Annotated in this window: 13 protein-coding genes; 3 read left to right on the top strand and 10 right to left on the bottom strand. The window is 58.1% G+C overall.

The features are described 5' to 3' along the window. Positions 1-15 precede the first annotated feature (15 nt). Both metQ and rfaH read left to right on the top strand, forming a co-directional pair. On the top strand, positions 16-816 hold the full coding sequence (metQ, locus tag AAHA41_RS00315; protein ID WP_041210417.1) for a methionine ABC transporter substrate-binding lipoprotein MetQ: 801 nt from the start codon (positions 16-18) through the stop codon (positions 814-816). A 95-nt stretch (positions 817-911) separates the two neighbouring features. After that, the gene (gene rfaH / locus AAHA41_RS00310) at positions 912-1,412 is read left to right on the top strand and encodes a transcription/translation regulatory transformer protein RfaH (protein WP_323070599.1); all 501 of its coding nucleotides are present in this window, start codon (positions 912-914) and stop codon (positions 1,410-1,412) included. 31 nt (positions 1,413-1,443) lie between these two features. Here rfaH and AAHA41_RS00305 read toward each other — a convergent pair whose 3' ends face one another. The 6 genes from AAHA41_RS00305 to arcB form a co-directional block, all read right to left on the bottom strand. After that, entirely contained in the window at positions 1,444-3,417 is a 1,974-nt protein-coding gene (locus AAHA41_RS00305; protein ID WP_323070600.1) for a methyl-accepting chemotaxis protein, read from the bottom strand. Between the two features lie 39 nt (positions 3,418-3,456). Beyond that, complete coding sequence (locus tag AAHA41_RS00300) at positions 3,457-4,677, bottom strand: EAL domain-containing response regulator (RefSeq protein ID WP_323070601.1); 1,221 nt, start codon at positions 4,675-4,677, stop codon at positions 3,457-3,459. Next, positions 4,670-8,908, bottom strand: a complete 4,239-nt coding sequence (locus tag AAHA41_RS00295) for a transporter substrate-binding domain-containing protein (protein WP_323070602.1) — start codon at positions 8,906-8,908, stop codon at positions 4,670-4,672. The genes AAHA41_RS00300 and AAHA41_RS00295 overlap by 8 nt, the downstream gene beginning before the upstream one ends. A gap of 238 nt (positions 8,909-9,146) precedes the next feature. Further along, positions 9,147-9,350: a hypothetical protein gene (locus AAHA41_RS00290; RefSeq protein WP_033114907.1), complete on the bottom strand. Its 204-nt coding sequence runs from the start codon at positions 9,348-9,350 to the stop codon at positions 9,147-9,149. A 315-nt stretch (positions 9,351-9,665) separates the two neighbouring features. Then, complete coding sequence (dgt, locus tag AAHA41_RS00285; RefSeq protein WP_323070603.1) at positions 9,666-11,030, bottom strand: dGTPase; 1,365 nt, start codon at positions 11,028-11,030, stop codon at positions 9,666-9,668. A 33-nt stretch (positions 11,031-11,063) separates the two neighbouring features. Further along, the gene (arcB, locus tag AAHA41_RS00280) at positions 11,064-13,376 is read right to left on the bottom strand and encodes an aerobic respiration two-component sensor histidine kinase ArcB (protein ID WP_201912198.1); all 2,313 of its coding nucleotides are present in this window, start codon (positions 13,374-13,376) and stop codon (positions 11,064-11,066) included. 197 nt (positions 13,377-13,573) lie between these two features. On the opposite strand from arcB, the gene AAHA41_RS00275 reads away from it, so the two are divergent. Further along, positions 13,574-14,572: a DUF2860 family protein gene (locus tag AAHA41_RS00275; RefSeq protein ID WP_071914428.1), complete on the top strand. Its 999-nt coding sequence runs from the start codon at positions 13,574-13,576 to the stop codon at positions 14,570-14,572. 68 nt (positions 14,573-14,640) lie between these two features. Here the strand turns inward: AAHA41_RS00275 and AAHA41_RS00270 are convergent, their stop codons facing one another. From AAHA41_RS00270 to AAHA41_RS00255, 4 genes are all read right to left on the bottom strand, one after another. After that, the gene (locus AAHA41_RS00270; RefSeq protein ID WP_033114911.1) at positions 14,641-15,342 is read right to left on the bottom strand and encodes a DUF3334 family protein; all 702 of its coding nucleotides are present in this window, start codon (positions 15,340-15,342) and stop codon (positions 14,641-14,643) included. Between the two features lie 89 nt (positions 15,343-15,431). Beyond that, positions 15,432-15,878, bottom strand: a complete 447-nt coding sequence (locus AAHA41_RS00265; protein ID WP_323070604.1) for an HIT domain-containing protein — start codon at positions 15,876-15,878, stop codon at positions 15,432-15,434. A 71-nt stretch (positions 15,879-15,949) separates the two neighbouring features. Beyond that, positions 15,950-16,582, bottom strand: coding sequence for a DUF2057 domain-containing protein (locus AAHA41_RS00260; RefSeq protein ID WP_323070605.1), 633 nt, complete (start codon positions 16,580-16,582; stop codon positions 15,950-15,952). Positions 16,583-16,689: 107 nt separating this feature from the next. After that, positions 16,690-17,589 carry a LysR family transcriptional regulator gene (locus AAHA41_RS00255; RefSeq protein ID WP_323070608.1) on the bottom strand — a complete coding sequence of 300 codons (900 nt, stop codon included), beginning with the start codon at positions 17,587-17,589 and terminating at the stop codon, positions 16,690-16,692. Positions 17,590-17,619: the final 30 nt, after the last annotated feature.

The raw sequence follows: 17,619 nt of genomic DNA, 5'->3' as shown, positions 1-17,619 counted from the left end.
CTGACAGGAGGTTTTATGAAATTTGGCATCAAATCCGTTGCGGCAGCCCTGCTGGCTGGTCTGGTACTGGCCGGTTGCGGTCAAAAGGAAGAGAACAAGACCCTGAAAGTAGGCGCCATTGCCGGCCCTGAGACCGAGCTGGTCGAAGTAGCCGCCAAGGTGGCAAAAGAGAAATATGGTCTGAACGTCGAGATCGTCAACTTCTCCGACTATGTCACCCCGAACGTGGCGCTGAACGATGGCAGCATCGACATCAACGCCTTCCAGCACAAACCCTATCTGGATGCACAGGTACGTGATCGCGGCTTCAAACTGGTACCGGTCGGCAACACCTTTGTCTACCCGATCGCCGGTTACTCCAAGAAGCTGAAGTCTCTGAGCGAGCTGAAAGATGGCGCCCAGATCGCGGTACCGAACGATCCGACCAACTTGGGCCGCTCGCTGATCCTGCTGGCCAAGCAGGGCCTGATCACCCTGAAAGATGGTGCTGGTCTGGAGGCGACCGTACTCGATATCGCCAGCAACCCGCGCAACTTCAAGATCGTTGAACTGGAAGCAGCTCAGCTGCCTCGCTCGCTGGAAGACGTGGATCTCGCCATCATCAACAACACCTTTGCCGGCCAGATTGGTCTGACCCCGACCGAAAATGGTCTGTTTGTTGAAGATAAAGAGTCCCCCTACGTCAACCTGATCGTCGCCCGCGACAACAACAAGGATGACGAGAAGGTCAAACAGTTCGTACAGGCTTTCCAGACCGATGATGTCTACAAGAAAGGGCTGGAGCTGTTCAAAGGCGGCCTGGTAAAAGGTTGGTAATTGCTCACTCGACAAAAAAGGCCACGCAATGCGTGGCCTTTTTTATTGCCGCCGCTATCATATCGGCGAGCACGGCAACACGAATATAACATCACATGAAAAAATGGTATCTGGCCTACTGCAAGCCAAAGGAAGAGGCCCGCGCCCGCGCCCACCTCGATGCCCAAGGTATCGAGTCCTACTACCCCATGGTGGAAATCGAGAAACTGCGTCGGGGCAAGCGAGTCCCGGTAAAGGAACCCATGTTTCCCAACTACCTCTTCATATACGTCGATCTGGAAGAGGTAACTCCGGTCACCCTGAAATCGACCCGTGGCATCAGCCGGATCATCCACTTCGGCAGTGAATGGACCCCCATCAGCAACAAGCTGGTCTATCAGCTGATGAGCCGTGATGACAGCGACCAGGCGCGAGCAAGTTACGCCAAACTGCCAAATGCGGGCGATAAGGTATTGATTGAAGAGGGGCCATTGGCAGGGTTTGAAGCCATCTATATGGAGCCGGATGGGGAGAAACGGGCCATTCTGCTGGTCAGTCTGCTCAATAAAGAGACCACCAGCAGCTTCGAAAACCACGCCTTCAGACGAATCGACTAAGAGGTGGGCAGGATGTCCTGCCCCCCCCCCGTCACTCCAGCTCGAAACGGGCGATCACCGCCGTCAACTTGCCGGTATCACCCGCCAGACGGGCGACGATGCCCTCACCCTGCTGGCTCTGCTGACAGGATTGACGGCTCAGAGCGGCAATATCCTCTACCGTTCCAGCCACTTCGGCGGCGACCTGGGATTGTTGCTCGGTCGCCGTTGCGATGGCCTCCAGCTGGCCAGATAGCGCCTGCACCAGCTGGTTCATCGCATTCAACGTCTCGGTTACCAACCCGACTGCATCACGCCCCTGCTCGACCAGCTGGGTGCCACCGCTCACCGTGGCGACGGTCTGGCGGGTTTGCTGGGAAATTGCGCTAATCGTCTGGCTGATTTCGGCGGTTGACTGGTGGGTGCGGGTTGCCAGCTGACGTACCTCATCGGCGACCACGGCAAAACCGCGCCCCTGATCACCGGCCCTCGCAGCTTCTATTGCCGCATTAAGGGCCAGCAAGTTGGTCTGTTCGGCTATGGTGGCGATAACTTCGGTGATCTGCCCGACCTGTTCGCTCTGCTTCTCAAGCAATCCCATCGCGTGATTGGCTTGCCCAATCATGGCGGCGATCTGCTGCATGGCATCTGTCATCCGTGCCAATGCATTCTGTCCCTGCCGGGTTTGCTGCTGCACCTGATGGGCACTGTCGGCTGCATTGGCAATATTGCCCGCCACCTCTTTCATACTGACCGACATCTGCTCGATCGCGCTGGCGACCGCTTTTACCCGAATATCCTGCGCGGTCAAATCGGTCACTATGGCCTGAGTTGTGCTGCCTACATCCTGACAGGCGACATCTACCTGTCCCACCGCCCCCTGCAGCTCGCTCACTAGACTGCGTAGCTGGGCCGACATCCGGTTGATGGAGCCGGTCAAACCGCCCAGCTCATCCTGACTCAAGATGGGCAAGGGGTTGGCAGCCAGCTTGCCATCGGCGACCTCGCCAGCCCGCACAACCAGACTGGCGATGTCACGAGTCAAACGACGACTGAAGAGCCACGCCACCAACATGCCAAGCACGATGGAACTCCCCGTTGCCAGCAACAGAGTACGAGTGATGGAGTGGCCAGCCTGGGTCATCTCTCCTGAGATTGCAGTTACTTTGCTGCGGGTTTCCCCTACCTGTTTGGCCAGCCGTTCGTAGAGGATCTCCTGCATCGGCTCAATCTCTTTTGCCATCAAGTAGTTAGCCTGATCCCAATCCGGTGCTTGCCGCTTGCTGATGACCTGGCCCACCAGCTCCGAGAAGGGGGTTCCCATCTCCTCAAACAGCTGCCAGAGGCTGCGCTCGGTTTCGGAAAAGAGACTGGACTGCTGTTTGAGTTCCGCCACCCGTTGCTGATGGAACTTGTAATAGTCCTCATACTTGCTGCGATATTCCGGGTCGCCGGAAATAAGAAAATCTCGCAGGGCGGAGAGCGCATTTGACAAGCTGTTGTAGGCATCTCCCACCTGCTTGAGCAACATGCGGCGATCTCCCGATAGCTGTTCCTGAGGAGTCGCCACCTCTTCATTGGCGAAAGATTGCAGCTGATCGAGCGCAGCTTCGGCAAGCGGCCCTGCCTCCTGCAGCATCAGGGTATGTGCAGGCAGATTCTCCTCTGTGTGGGCAATCACCCATACCTTTTCCTGACTGCTCTTGAAACTCTTGAGTGACTGTACCAACCCCACATCAAACTGCTGGCTGGTAATAACCTGCCAGGCCCCCTCCCACTCCTGCTTCAATCTGGCAGCTTGGGCGGGATCCTTGCCAAGAATGAGATAACCACGCAATGCCGAGACGGTGGCGACCAGCGCTTTCTGGCTGGCCTCATCCCGCTGCAGAGCCGGCAGCGCCTGCGCCAGCAGCATCTGCTGGGATTGATTGATCTGGTTTAGCCGGTAGTAGACCAGTGCAGAGGAGAGGGCGATCAGAAGATTGATAAATCCGAAGCTGATCAGAAGCTTGTGTGAGATTTTCATGAACATCCTTGTTCAGATGAGGCCCGAAGGCCAAAAGAATCAGGTCGATATAAGTGTAGGCAATCTCTCCTGCCAGGAGCGGTGCCACTCCTGCAATTCACTGCGCGGCATCGGTCTGGCAGAGAAAAAGCCCTGACACACGTCACATCCAAGTTTTGCCAACTGTTGCCAAGTCAACTCATCCTCGACCCCTTCCGCCACCGATTTAAGCCCCAGCTTGCGGGCAAGCTCGATACTGGACTCGATAATGGCCAGACGGGATGGATCTGCATAGCAGCGATCGACAAAGGATCGATCCAGCTTCAACTCGGTAAAAGGCAGCAGAGCCAACTGCTGCATCGACGAGTAGCCGGTGCCGAAATCATCGATAGAGAGACCGAATCCATGCATCCGCAGTCGGGTCAGCACCTCCAGCGACTTGCCCACATCCTGCACGAAGGAGCTCTCGGTCACCTCCAGGGTGATCAGTTCTGGATTTATGCTCCAGCGCAGACATTGCGCGATCAGGGAGTTGCAGAGATCCCCCTCAATCAGCGAGGTGGTTGAAAGGTTCATCGACAAGTTGAGTGATAGACCGGTCTCCTCCCAGAGATGACCATCGCGCAGCGACTTGTTGATGATGATTTCGGTGAGTTGATCGATGAGCCCGTTGTTTTCCGCCAACGGAATGAAACGGCCCGGCGAGACCAGGCCATATTCCGGGTGCTGCCAGCGCGCCAGCGCTTCCATCCCGACCCATTCACCGGTGGCAAAGCTGACCTTCGGTTGATACCAGGGGACGATTTGGTCATCATCCAGCGCGCGTCGCAGTTCATCCAGCCCAAGCCGATGCCCATCCTCTTTTTGGGCCTGCTCCTGACGGGGAGACCACGACTCGATCAGCACCTTTAGCTGCTGCTTGCTCGATGGTTTTTCGATACGTCCCAGCACCTGCAAACCATAGGCGGCACTCATCCGCAACACAGCTTCAACGACGTCATCCTCCAATGCGCTGGAGAGAATGATGCCACCACTGAATCCTCCCAGGGAGAGGCGGCGCAACAGCGCCATTCCATCCATGCCGGGCATGCGCAGGTCACAAAAAAGGATATCAACCGAGTGACGCTGGCACAGCTCAAGTGCCTCCTGCCCATCACGAGCCTCCAGCAACTGTTGATAACCCAGGTCACGGATCTGGTGCATCAGGGCCTTGCGTTGAAACGCATGATCCTCGACAACCATGATGACCAATTCATCGTGTACGTTTTGTACGTTATTCATCGAGCCATAATCCAATTTCGTGGGAGATTGCGTTCATCAATACCTGTACCCCGCAAACCAACTCTTCCAGCTCCTCCGTCTGCTTCAATCGTGCGGCCGATTCGAGTCTGGCGGCCTGTACTGCCAGCTCTTGCAGCCCCACCATGCGTGCGGCCCCCTTGATACGGTGGGCAGTTTCTACCAGCGCCTGAGTATCGTGGCAAGTCAGTGCCACCATCATATCCTTGCCATCCTGACGGTTGGAATCGAGATATTCTTTTGCCATCGCCCGAGCAGCCTCCTCATCACCAAAGAGCCCTTGCCAGCGTTCCGCCTGCTCGGCGATTTGCTGCTGTTCTGCGGGTTTTTCTGTTGAGACTGTAGCCACATCAGTCAGCCAATGTGCCAATAGTTGACGCAGGGTCTCGAGGGGATATGGCTTGAACAGCATGTCGCTCATGCCAGCCTCAACCATCCGCGCACTCGCCTCTTCCGAAGTATCAGCCGTTACCCCGATTATGGGCGCAGTCACTCCCTGGGCTCGCAGCGCTCTGGCCAGACTATAGCCATCCATCACCGGCATATGACAATCGGTCAGCAGCAGAGAGAAATCCTGCCCCTGCCATGCCCGCAAAGCCTTCTCGCCATCCTCAACCACCTGCGCCTCTATCCCGAGAATGGCGAGCTGTCTGGCCAGCAGAGCCCGGTTGACCGGATGATCGTCGGCCACCAGCACCCTACCTCCCAGCTTCTCCCCGAGTGCAGTGAGCATGGGAGTAACCTGCTCATTGAGCAATTCGTTGCAACTCTCCAGCAGCAGATCCGGATAGAGAGGCGAGAGTCCCAGTCGCCACCAGTGAGCAGCACCGAGACGCCCGCGGAGCGCCTCGCGGGGAGACACAATGATCCCTTTGAGAGCCCTTTGTTGAAGCCAGCTTTGCCACTCGGGCCCCAGCGTCTGCTCCAGCCAAAGTTCGTCAGCCAGCAACAATCCCTGCAAATCATCGCTGAAATTCGATGCTTCAATGGGTTTGAGCTTGGCGCCAAGACGTCTCATGGCCATCTCCAGCACCGGATCGTTGCTGAAATACCACCACTCGCTCCCTGCCAAAGCTGGCAGGTCCCATTGTGGTTTTTGCAGCGGTACGGTGAAGGTAAAACTCGCCCCCTCACCCGGCTTGCTGACCAAATGCAGGTTGCCCCCCATTTTGCGCACCAGCTGATCGCAGATGGCCAGCCCCAGCCCTGTACCACCGAAGCGGCGATTGATGTCTGACTCCACCTGCTCAAAAGGAGTGAAGAGCAGCGCCTGCTTCTCTTCGGCAATCCCGATACCGGTATCGGCGACCATAATGCTCAACAACCCGTCGAGGTAGTTAACAGCAAGAGTGATGCTCCCCTGCTCGGTAAACTTGACGGCATTGTTGAGCAGATTGGAGATAACCTGTCCTACCCTGACGCCATCCATCTCGGCCTGATCGGGCACGGATTGACCCCACTCCAGCACCACCTGCAACCCTTTGCTATGCGCGAGCGTCGCATGGCCACGGATCGCGTCACAAATAACTGATTGCACGCGACAGACCTGATAGTGCAATCGCAACTGGCCGGCCTCTATCTTGGAAAAGTCGAGGATGTCATTCACCAGATAGAGCAGGTTGTTGGTTGAAGTGACGACATTGCGCACCATGTAGCGCTGATCGTCATCCAGCTCGCTCATCTGCAACAGCTCCAGCATGCCGTGCATACCGGAGATGGGTGTTCTCAACTCATGGCTCATGGTGGCAAGAAAGCGGCTACGCGCCTGCATGGCCTGCTCGGCATAGGCTTGCGCCTCGCGCAACTGGTGCTCCTGCAGCTTGAGCGCCGTAATGTCCTGAATCACCCCGTTGAGGATCAGCTCCTGCTGCTCCTGGCGCACGAAACTGCCGCGTACCTGCAGATAGCGATCCCCCTCCGGCCGCTCGACCTTGACCTCCAGATCAAGCGGGGCCAGGGTCTCGGCATGATTGGCCACCTTGCTGACAAAGTCCTGCAACGCCTCTTCGGTAAACCCGAAGATCTCTCCTCCCGACTCGGCAGCAAAAAGCTCCTGATGACTGACCCCGAGGATCTCGCGAGCCCCCTGGGAGGCATAGAGAAAACGTCCCTTGCCCGGCCCCTGCCACAGATACTGGTAGACAATGCCCGGCATACTGTCGGTAATCTGGGTCAGGCGGGTTTCCGCCTTGCGCGCCCGCGCCTCCGCATCCTTGATCTGGCTGACATCGGTGAGCACGGTCAATACCCCAAGCATCTTGCCTGCCGGGTCGCGATAGGGGAGTTTGGCGTACATCACATGAAATGGTGAACCATCGGCCCGCACACTGTTGCCCGCCCCCTCCAGCTGGCGACCGCTCTGCCAGACGGCTCGCTCCTCCTGCACCATCTGGCGGCGAACCGGCTCGGGCATGTGCGCGAGATCGTCTCGCGGCTGCCCATCATGCTCGATGAAAAAGGTCTCGCGATAGGCTTGATTGCAAAGGGTAATACGCTGCTCGTTGTCACGCAGTGCCACCATGGTCGGCAAGGAGTTGAGCAGTGTCTGCACAAAAGAGAGCTGCTCATTCAACTTGCTTTCCGCAACCTTGCGTTGGGCAATCTGGCGGCGCAGGCTGCGCGCCCACAGCAACACCAGCAGACCCGAGGTACCAAGAGCCGCTACGGCAAAAGCCAGCCATTTGTATAGAGGGCTATTGTCCACCGCCATATTGACCGAGATGTTGAGCCAGCGGCGATCGAACAGCTGCCACTCTTCATCGGTAATGGTCTGCAGCAACTTGTCCATAATCCTGGTCAGCTCGGGCTGTGCAATATCGACCGCCATACTGATCGGCACCGAAAATTCGGGGCTCCCCAGCACAACCTGGTACTTCTCGTTGAATCCTTTCATCGCCTGCTGGCCAAGGTTGGTCATGGTCAGCAGTACATAATCGACCTTGCCCGAGTCGAGCAACTTCAGAAGATCTGCATCGCGGTCAACCTCAACAATCTTCCCGCCAAAGTTGCGAATCAACGATGCCTCGTAGGAACCTGTCACCCCCCCGATCTGACGCCCCTTTAAATCAGCCAGAGATTTCAAGCTGCGAGCTCCGGTCCTGGCAACGATGTAGCTGTCAAACTTGAGGTAAGAGGAAGTAAAGGAGGCGAACTCCCGCCGATCCTTCAGGGGAGTCATCAGGGGGATCAAATCAATCTTGTGCGCTTGCAGTAGTTCGATGGACTCTTGCCAGGTGCGGGTCGGAACCAGCTCAAACCGGACTCCGGAACGCAGACTAATGAGCTTCATCAGGTCAGCGGCATACCCGTGCAATCGCCCCTCTTCATCGATCTCGCTGATACCGGAAAAAGAGGGGGCTACGGCAAACCGGATCACTTTTTTCTGTTTTAACCATGCCATCTCGGCAGGCTCCAGCAGCAGATCGACCTTGAAGCGGCTATCCCCCTCCGCCAGGCGCAGGCGGGAATCGGTCACCGGGATCCTCTGATATGCCTGCCATATCCGCTCTGTCAGCTCACTATTATTTGCACTGGTCGCAATCGTCAGGGCGCTGCTGCTCAACCAGCGAGGAGTCGCAATCCCCATGGTGTCCGGGAGGCGCTGCAGCTCCCGCACCAGAATAGGGCCCAGAGCCAGATAACCATCAGCCAGACCCAGCTTGACCATATAGGTTGCCTCATCACGGCTCTCGACCTGGGTCACGTTGGGCATTCCCAGCGATGCCAGCTCACGGCAACTGCCAAACCCGCGGATACAAACCCAGCGCATTTTTTTTGCCTGCTCGATCGTTAACCGCTGGTTGGGATGCTGCATCAGGATAGCGCGGCCATAAGAGCCGAGGTGACCGATATGGTTCACCCCCTCCACCGGCAAAGCATCAAGCTCCACCCCGACCAGCGCATCAACCTTCCCCTTCTTCAACGCTTCCTGAGCTTCGATATAAGAGTTAAAGGATACGCAACGCAGCGTTAATCCCATCTCGGCGGCAATCCGCAGGGCCAGCTCTTTGAGCGGACCGGCGTACTGTTTCGATGGCACCTCGTAGATAAAGGGGGGATAACCACCACGGGGGACGCCCACCACCAGCTCCTGAGAGAAGCCCTGCTCATCAACCGCTCTTTGTTCCTCTTCGGGCGATGACTCTGCAGCAACATGCCAACTCAGCAGAAGCAGTGAGCAAAAAATCAGTAGGAGATGACAAGCGCGAGACATGAGCTATTTGTCCTGATGAGTGAGGCCAATACGATTCATCCTCGACCCTCTAGATAATGGCTCTAGCCGGTGAGAAAACAAACAGTTCCGCTATAAACGGGGCCAAGAGGATAGAGGGATATTGGCTGAATGTGAATAAACAATCCTTTTTAAAGCAAAAAACGTGACAGATTGTGGTCTGTCACGTCATTTTTTCGCAACGTTAAAAGATTGGGGGGGAACAACGCCCCCCACCACATCAGGTTATTCGATTCCCAAGCCGGAAGCCTGTTTGATACTCGCGCTCACGGATATGGGAGATCTGCCCCTCATACCCTTCCAGACCGATATCTTTCAGCAGGGCAGGCGAGAGATTGATCACGGCGAGACGACGCTCGACCTTGGCGATCCGCTTTTGTACCAAAGACTCGACGCTACGCAGTAAAACCAGTTCGATAGACATGACATTCTCCAGTTGAACATGCGGTTCTCCCGGAGAAAGTGGATATCACCCTGCGGGACAAACCGCGGGTGATAAAAAGACAGGGGTTACCTGTTTACGCCACGCGGTAAAAGAGCACGAGATTTCAAGCCGCACGCAGTGCCGCGAGAGAATGCAAGATTTAGCATCTGATGGTGCATTTTCGTCTCCTTACCGGATAAAAGTTGAACAGGTTGCAGCAGTCTAAAAAAACTCCGAATTTAACACAAGCCTCTTGCGACTCCTTTTTAAACGTTTTTACGGCATTTTATGCTGCCCGCAAGGGAGTACGGGTCATCAGATCCCCGATAGCAGGCGGTACTCTTCCAGTACATAGGTATCCGTCATGCCGCTGACATAATCGAGCAGCAGCCGCACCCGGTAATACCACTCCTGCTCGTTCTGGCAGGCAAAGCGCGGATCCGGGGTGGCGATCGCCAATCGATAGGCCTTGAGATGGCGGGCCGAGAGACGGTGATAGAGGCGGCGCGCAAAGAACAGCGCCTGACTCCCCTCCCCGGCCAGCAGACGGGCAAACTGTGGCGCTGGCAGCGACAACAGGCAGGCATAACTGGTCAGTACCCCGCGCAGCGCCGCATACCCCTCCAGCTCAAGCGCTTCCACCTCGGGGCGCATAAAGACCAGCTCGCGGGCCACCCGTTTGAGGATATCGAGCACCCGCGCCGCCGGCGCCTGACCATGCAGCAGTGCTTGCGGATAGGAGCCCTGCAAAATGGCCTGATGTTCGCTGACATAGCTCTGCGCCGCCAGCGTAACCAGATCCCGGGTCAGCTGCTGGCGAAAATGGGGGAAAAAGCCCCGACCACTGGTAAGCGCCTCATCCAGCAAGGTGCCCATGTAGTCACTCTGGTCAGCAGCTCGCAGCGCCGCCAGCAGTTCACCCTGAGTCAGGATCCTCCGATCTACCGCATCTTCCAGATCGGCGATGCAGTAGGAGATGTCATCAGCCGCCTCCATGATGTAAACCAGCGGATGACGGCAGCCGGGGGCCAATCCCAGGCTCTGACCGAGGGCCCGGTAGAGCGGCTGCTCGCTAAAGAAGATGCCCCGCTTGCTGCTCCAGCCATGATGTTGGCCATAGCTCACGCCGGGCCGGGGCTGCTGCGGGTATTTGCAGAGCGCTGCCAGTTGTCCGAGCGTCAGGTTGAGCTCGTGCAAGCTGTGCACCAGCCGCAGACTCTGGGCGTTGCCATCAAACAGTTGCAGATCCTGACACAATTCAGCCCACTGGGCCGAGGGGGGCTGTGCCAGTGCCTGCTGATAGAGGGGATCGAGCATTTCACCGATCCACTGGCTCATCACCTGCTCGCCGAAGTGGCCGAACGGCGGGTTGCCCACATCGTGCAAGAGGCAGGACATCTCCACCAGATTGATAAAGGCTCCCTCGCACACCACACCGGCGGGCAATTCCGCCAGAATGCGGCGACTGATCTGGCGGCCGGTCTCCTGCACCTCCAGCGAATGGGTGAGACGGCTGCGCACCGAGGCTTTCACATCGAGCGGAAAAACCTGGGTCTTCTGCTGCAACCGGCGCACCGGCGCCGCCTGCACTATGCGGGCGCGATCCAGCTCGGTCGCCTCCAGCAGATCCTCATTTCCCCAGGGGTGAACACGCTCGGGGGTGATCAAACGGCTATACATCCTGTGGCTCCTTGCCCGCGGCTCCCATTGGATTCAAGACAACAACCAGCGGCGCAGACGGGCGATATCACCCGGGTATTCCCGGCGCAGCGTCTCAATCCAGTCTTCCACATTCTCCCACCAGGCGGGATGATCCGGGCTCTGGATGAGTTGCGCCGTCTGCTGCAGGCGACGCAGGCCGATGGAGCCTGCCGCCCCCTTGATCTTGTGCGCCTCCTCCACCACGCCAGCCTGATCCCGCGCGATCATGTTGGAGTCGAGCACCGCCATGTAGTCGGGCATCATCTTCTCGAACAGCTCGACGCTGGAGAGCAGTACCGGCTTGCCCACGGTATCGGCATAGTCGGTGAGGAAAGGGAGATCCAGCAACGCATCCTGAGCCACCGCATCAGCCTGCTCGTCCGCCTCGTCGTCGGCCAGATCGGCAAACAGGTGACCAATCACCTCGCGCACCGCCTTCGAGCCGAGCGGCTTGTTAATCACATCCCGCATGCCGCGATCCAGATAGTACTGGCGATCGCCGGTTACATTGGCCGTCAGGGCAACCATGGGCGGCAAACTTTCGCCGTAGCGCTCGAGCAGGGTTGCCGCTACATCGAACCCGGTCATGTCCGGCAGCTGGATATCGAGCAGGATAAGGTCGAAATCATCCGGGTTGGCCATCGCCAGCGCCTGGGAACCATCGCGCGCCACCTTGACCTGATGGCCGAGCTTGTTCAGCAGGGCGCAGGCAACCGTCACATTGAGCTCGACATCCTCCACCAGCAGGATGTCGAGGGAGGGCATCTCCTCTTCCTGTTCAGGCAACACCTGTTCGACACAGGCGACCTCCAGCTCGGCGGTGAAGCAGGAGCCTTCACCCGGCTCGCTATCCACGTAGAGCTGGCCGCCCATGGCCTGTACCAACTGGCGCGACACCGCGAGGCCGATCCCGGTACCGGTGGCGTGTTTTTTGCCCTGCACCTGATAGTACATGGCGAAGATCTTCTCCTGCTGGGCGCGGGGAATGCCGACGCCGGTATCTTCCACCTCAAAGTGGAGCGCCAGCTTGCCCGGCTCGTCGGCAGGATGGGAGAGGCAGCGCACGGTGACGCCGCCCTCATCGGTAAACTTGACTGCATTGCCCACCAGATTCCACAACACCTGACGCAGGCGGGTGCCATCCGCCATGACGAATTGCGGCATGTCGCCATCGCGATCAAAGTGCAGATAGAGCCCCTTCTGCTCCGCCTGAATACGCGACAGCGTCTCCAGCTCGTCGAGGAAGGCAGGCAGGTCGATCCGGGTTGGCGCGATCTCAAGCCGGCGCCGATCGAGTTTGTCCAAGTCGATGATGTCGTTGAAGATGTTGCCGAGTGTGACCGCACTCAGATGGATGGTCTTGAGCTGCTGGCGCTGACTCGGGTCGAGTGGGGTATCCATCAGCATCCGGCTCAACCCCACAATGCCGTTGAGCGGGGTACGCAGCTCGTGGCTGATGGTGGAGATGAAGGTGGTCTTGTCGCGGCTCGCCTTCTCCAGCTTGTCCTGATACTGCTTGCGTTCGGTGATGTCACGGCCAAAGCCGAGCAGGCCGAGCCGCTTGCCGAAGCGGTCGAAGAAGGGCACCTTGCGCAGCTCGAAGTAGGCTTTGCGACCATCGGGGTACTCCAGCCACTGCTCATAGGTGAGCGGCTCGTTGCTGGCAAAGACCTGGCGGTCGGTCTCCACCACCTTGTTGGCGATCTCCTGTTTGTAGACATCGAACGGGGTAAGGCCAATCAACTCGCTCTCTGCCTTGCCGGTCAGCTCCTCCATGGCGCGGTTGCAGCCGGAGAACTGCTCATCCTCATTGCGGTAGTAAACCAGATCCGGGGAGCAGTCGATAAAGGAGCGCAGCAGAGCGGTGCGCTCTCCCAGATGAAGCTGAGCCTTTTCCCGCTGGAACACCTCGTTTTCCAGATCCTCGATGGCCTGCAGACGCAGACTCTCGGCCCGGTTGGTCTCGGCGATCTGGCTGTTGAGGCGGCTGATGTTCTCCTGCAGCTGATTGTTGAGCTCGAGATCCCGCTCGCGCATATCCTGCAGCTTGCGCACCATCCGGCTCAGCCGTTGGCGGGAATCCTCCAGCTGATCCACCACGATGGAGAGAAAATAGACCGCCCAGGGGGTGACCAGCAGACCAAAAAACACCGAGCGCACGAAATCGATGACATCGATGCTGCCCCGCAAAAACAGGGTGACCCCCATCTGGATGGCGACCGCCAGCACTATGATGCCGGTGGCCAGAAACATGCTGAAACGCACCAGCCCCAGCTTGGTCATCAGATCGACGTAGTATTGCGCCCAGGATTTAATCTGCTTCATCTTGTTGTTTTCTCCCCGATATTCGCCGGACAGAATACCAGCACAACGCGCTTAACTCTTGTGTGATAAGCCAATAATTGGATATTCCTGTATCATATGTGACCATTGCACTCGCCCGGGCAATACCAAGGTGACATCAGCAGCACGAACATCCCGGGCTTCACACCTCAACAGTTTGATATATCAGGAGTCTTTTGATGCGCAATCTCACCTTGCTGGGCCTCGGCCTGCTTGCGAGCCACGCTGCATACGCCGATCTGGGCGAAATTCCGCGCCAGTCCGGTTGGTCCGGCTTCCTGCTGGGCGGCGTCAGCGCCACCAGCTACAAGTCCAACTTCTATGCAGGCGACGACAACCACAGTCGCATCAATGATCTGGGCTCACCGGATAGCGAGAACAAGCTGACTCCACTGATCAACGCCGATATCCGCTACACCTTTGCCGATACCCGCACCCAGATCTTCCTCGGTAACCTCATTCAGGATGCCATCCGCTTCGACTTTACCCAGCAGTTCGGTCTGCGTCAGGAGATGGGCGACAAGGGGATCGTCGCTACCTCGCTGGTATTCAACGCCATGCCGGTCGAGCTGTGGAGCGATCCTTTTGCCACCGGCGTGGATCGCAGCTCCACCGACTTGAAATCCAAAGGGGCGCGTTTCGCCTGGGACAAGATCTGGGGCAGCAACTTCAACGGCAGCATCACCGCCCGCAGCATCGACATGGATGATGAGCAGAGCGGCCAGCAGTACGACCGGGTCCATGGCACTCACTACGCATCCATGCTGGATCGCAATGGCAAGATGTATGACATGCAGCTCTCCTACAAGTGGACCTTCGCCGACGGTCAGGCTCTGGAACCTGCGCTGATCTACAAGCAAGCCAACCTCGATGGCAGCGCCGAAAGCTTCGAAAACACCGGCCTGCAACTGACCTATGCCAAGCGCGGCCCCCAGTGGTCGATTGTCAGCAACGTCTATGCCGGCAAGCGCAAGTATGACGAAGCCAACCCCATCTTCGGCCAGCGCGCCGATGCAGACGAGTTTGCCATCAACGGCACCTTCTTCTGGCATAGCCTGTTCGGGGTGAAACCGCTCAGCGCGACCTTTACCCTCTCCTACGCCAACGCCAGCTCCGATATCGGCTTCTACGATACCGAAGCGAGCCGCGTCAGCACCGGCCTGCTCTACAACTTCTAATCTCAGCAAAGCCGCAATAAAAAAGGCCACCCGATGGGTGGCCTTATCATTGCTGCCTTAGACCTGCTTCAGATACCGAGCGAGTCGAGCAGATCGTCGTGGTCATTGCTGGCGGCCGGAGCTGCTGCTGGCGCCGGTTTGGCTGCGTCTTGCTTGGCCTGAGCTATCAGGGCATCGGGATCCAGCTCCTCGTGCTCCATCCCCTCATTGTGGATACGGATGAACTCGGTCTTGTCCATCGCCAGCTCCAGATAGAAGATGTTGTTGCGAGCGGTGAAGAAGGTGACGCGGCGAGATTCCGGGCTGTCGAGATTGGTATCAACGCTCAGCATAACCTGCTTGTTGAGGGCCAGCATCTTCGGCTGATTCTGGGTGATGTGGGTCTGCAGATCGCGGCCCACCTTGACGGTGAAGCTGCCGACGATCTGGTTCATCAGCTCGCCCATCACGTTGCTCACCTCGTCAGAAGTATGAGAGATGGCGAGATCCTCCTTGGAGAGCCCCATGCTCAGCATATAGCTCTCATAGAGCTCCATGGCGGCAGCGGCGGAGAAGTTGATCACCACCAGACCGGAGAAGCCGCCATCGAACAGCACGAAGCAGCCGATATCGGGCTTGAGGCAGGTCTTGCTGATCCGCTGCACCATACCGGAAAAACGTACCTGACTCATGGTCGCGGCACTCAATACGTCGGTTACCGAGTTGCACAGACTGAGCAGTACATCCTCAGTCGTCAACACGACGTCATCATCGGATCTTGTAACTATCATGTGTCCTTCCTGAACATCGAGAATGGGCTTATCTATACCATAACTCTAACAGATGGCGCGGCCAGAAGACTGAAATAGCGACACGCCTCTCAGTTGACTCCGTTATCAGCAGCCACAGGGGTGAAACCGCTCAGCCTGGCGAGCCGGGCACGCCATGTATCGGCATGCTGCGCCAAAACTTGTGGCTCATAAGGAACGACCGGATGAGCACCCCAAATGGGGCCTGGCCAGGCGGCATCGGTGGCAAAGCGGGCGACATGATGAATGTGCAGTTGCGGTACCAGATTGCCGAGCGCCCCGATGTTGATCTTGTCCGGACTGAGGGCCTGCTCCATCAGCGCCGCGACGGCGCAGGACTCCTGCATCAGCTGTTGCTGCTGCTCTGGTGCCAGATGGTGGATCTCGCGCAGGTCGGCCACTCGCGGTACCAGAATCAGCCAGGGGTATTGACTGTCTTTGGCCAGCAGGATGCGGCAAAGCGGCAGATCGCCAAGCCAGCAGGTATCGGCCTGCAGGCGGGAATGCAATTCAAACATGAACACCTCGTTGAGTACGATGAAGAGGGCATCCGACAGGGATGCCCACGTTACTGCAACGGGCGGCAAACTTAAAGCTGCGGCACAGCCCAACTGATAAAGCGCTTGCGCAGAGTCGGGTCTGCCTTGAGGAACAGCTGCTGCAACTGCCCTTCCAGCTCGCCGGCTGCCACAACAGGTTGAGAGCCGCCAGAAACTACATTGATTGACGGAGCCGCAATCACTCCCGCCGTTAGGGCCGCCTTGCCGCCACTGCGGTTGTATTCAGTCAGTTTCCCGTTCCAATCCACCCCAAGCAGCATGCCGCTGGTCACCAGTGCATCCTGCTGGATGGCAAGTGCCCGGCCACTCTCCTGCAACGCCACTGCGGGCGATTTGGCATAGGCCTGCATCCCCTGCTCATCGGCCGGTACGCTCGCCACCAGTTGCAACCGCTGGTTGCTCGCCTGATAGCGCACTACCTGCGGCTCGGAGCGAACCTGCCGATCATTCTCGCTGCTGCTGCGGCTGGGGATGAGCCCCTCGAAACGTACCAGCAATTGCTGCTCCCCATCGCTCAGGGTGGCGTGCTGCTCATCCTGCAGCGTGCCACTGCTCACCGCGAGGATGCGGAAATTCTCTGGCACGCTCACCCCGACAGCCGCCTGCACGCTGGCGGTGCCGCACAGCAGCGCCAATCCCGCCCATCTCCAATGCTTGTTCATCGCTTCTCGCTTCCTGATGCCGACAATGGGCGCAGGGTAGCAGCCGAAGATGACAGAAAAATAACGTAGTCGGGCCCCATTCTGGGCGACCGGTGGGATGTGCCCTCTTACAGCAGATAACGGGGATGATCGGCAAACCACTGGGCCAGCACCTGTTTGAACAAGCGGATCTTGCGTGGCACCCGCCGCTGCTGGGCATGCAGCACATGAAGCTGGTGCAGGCCGCTCTGCCAGTCATCGAGCACGGTCACCAGCTCTCCCGTCGCCAGCAGGGCATCCACCGCCACCAGCGGGCATTTGGCATAGCCCATGCCTGCCCGGGCCAGCTCAATGACGGTGCTGTATTGATTGGCCCGCACCCTGCCCTGCACCAAAATATGAGCCTCTTCGCCCTTGCGGCTGAAGTGCCACTGCTCCCAGGCCGGATTGCTCTCCATGGGCAGGCAGGATAGCCCCCCCAACTCATAGGGAGTTGCCGGTTTCCCCTCTCTGGCCACCAGCGCAGGGCTGGCCACCACCACATCCTTAAGCCAGCCAAGGGGGAGCGCGACCAGATTGTCCGGCACCTCATTGATGGCGCGCAGGGCGATGTCATTCTCCCCTTGGCTCATGTCGACCACCTGATTGGTAAAGTTGAGCTCGACCGCCACCCCGGGACAGAGCGCAGCAAAGCGAGCGATCAGCTCGCTCACCATGCGATCGCCGGTACTGATCGGGCAGGTGAAGCGCAGTCGTCCGCTATCCTCTTCGGTCAGCGCCTGAATATCCTGCTCCGCCTGCCGTGCCAGCGCGAAGATCTCGCCCGCCTGCAGATAGAGGGTCGACCCCGCCTCGGTCAGACTGAGCCGGCGGGTGGTGCGTTGCAGCAACTGGGCGTTGAGGGAGGACTCCAGCGCGCTGACGTGGCGACTCAGCATCCCCTTGCTGACCCCCAGTGCATCGGCGGCCGCAGAGAAACTGCCCCGCAAAACCACCTCGTAAAAGCTGGCCAGATGGGCGATATCCATCATTAACTCCAATATGGAAACAATTGGTTT

This window comes from Aeromonas sp. SER, assembly GCF_038739615.1.
Lineage (GTDB): Bacteria > Pseudomonadota > Gammaproteobacteria > Enterobacterales > Aeromonadaceae > Aeromonas > Aeromonas jandaei.
This window is presented reverse-complemented; position numbering and strand designations above follow the sequence as displayed.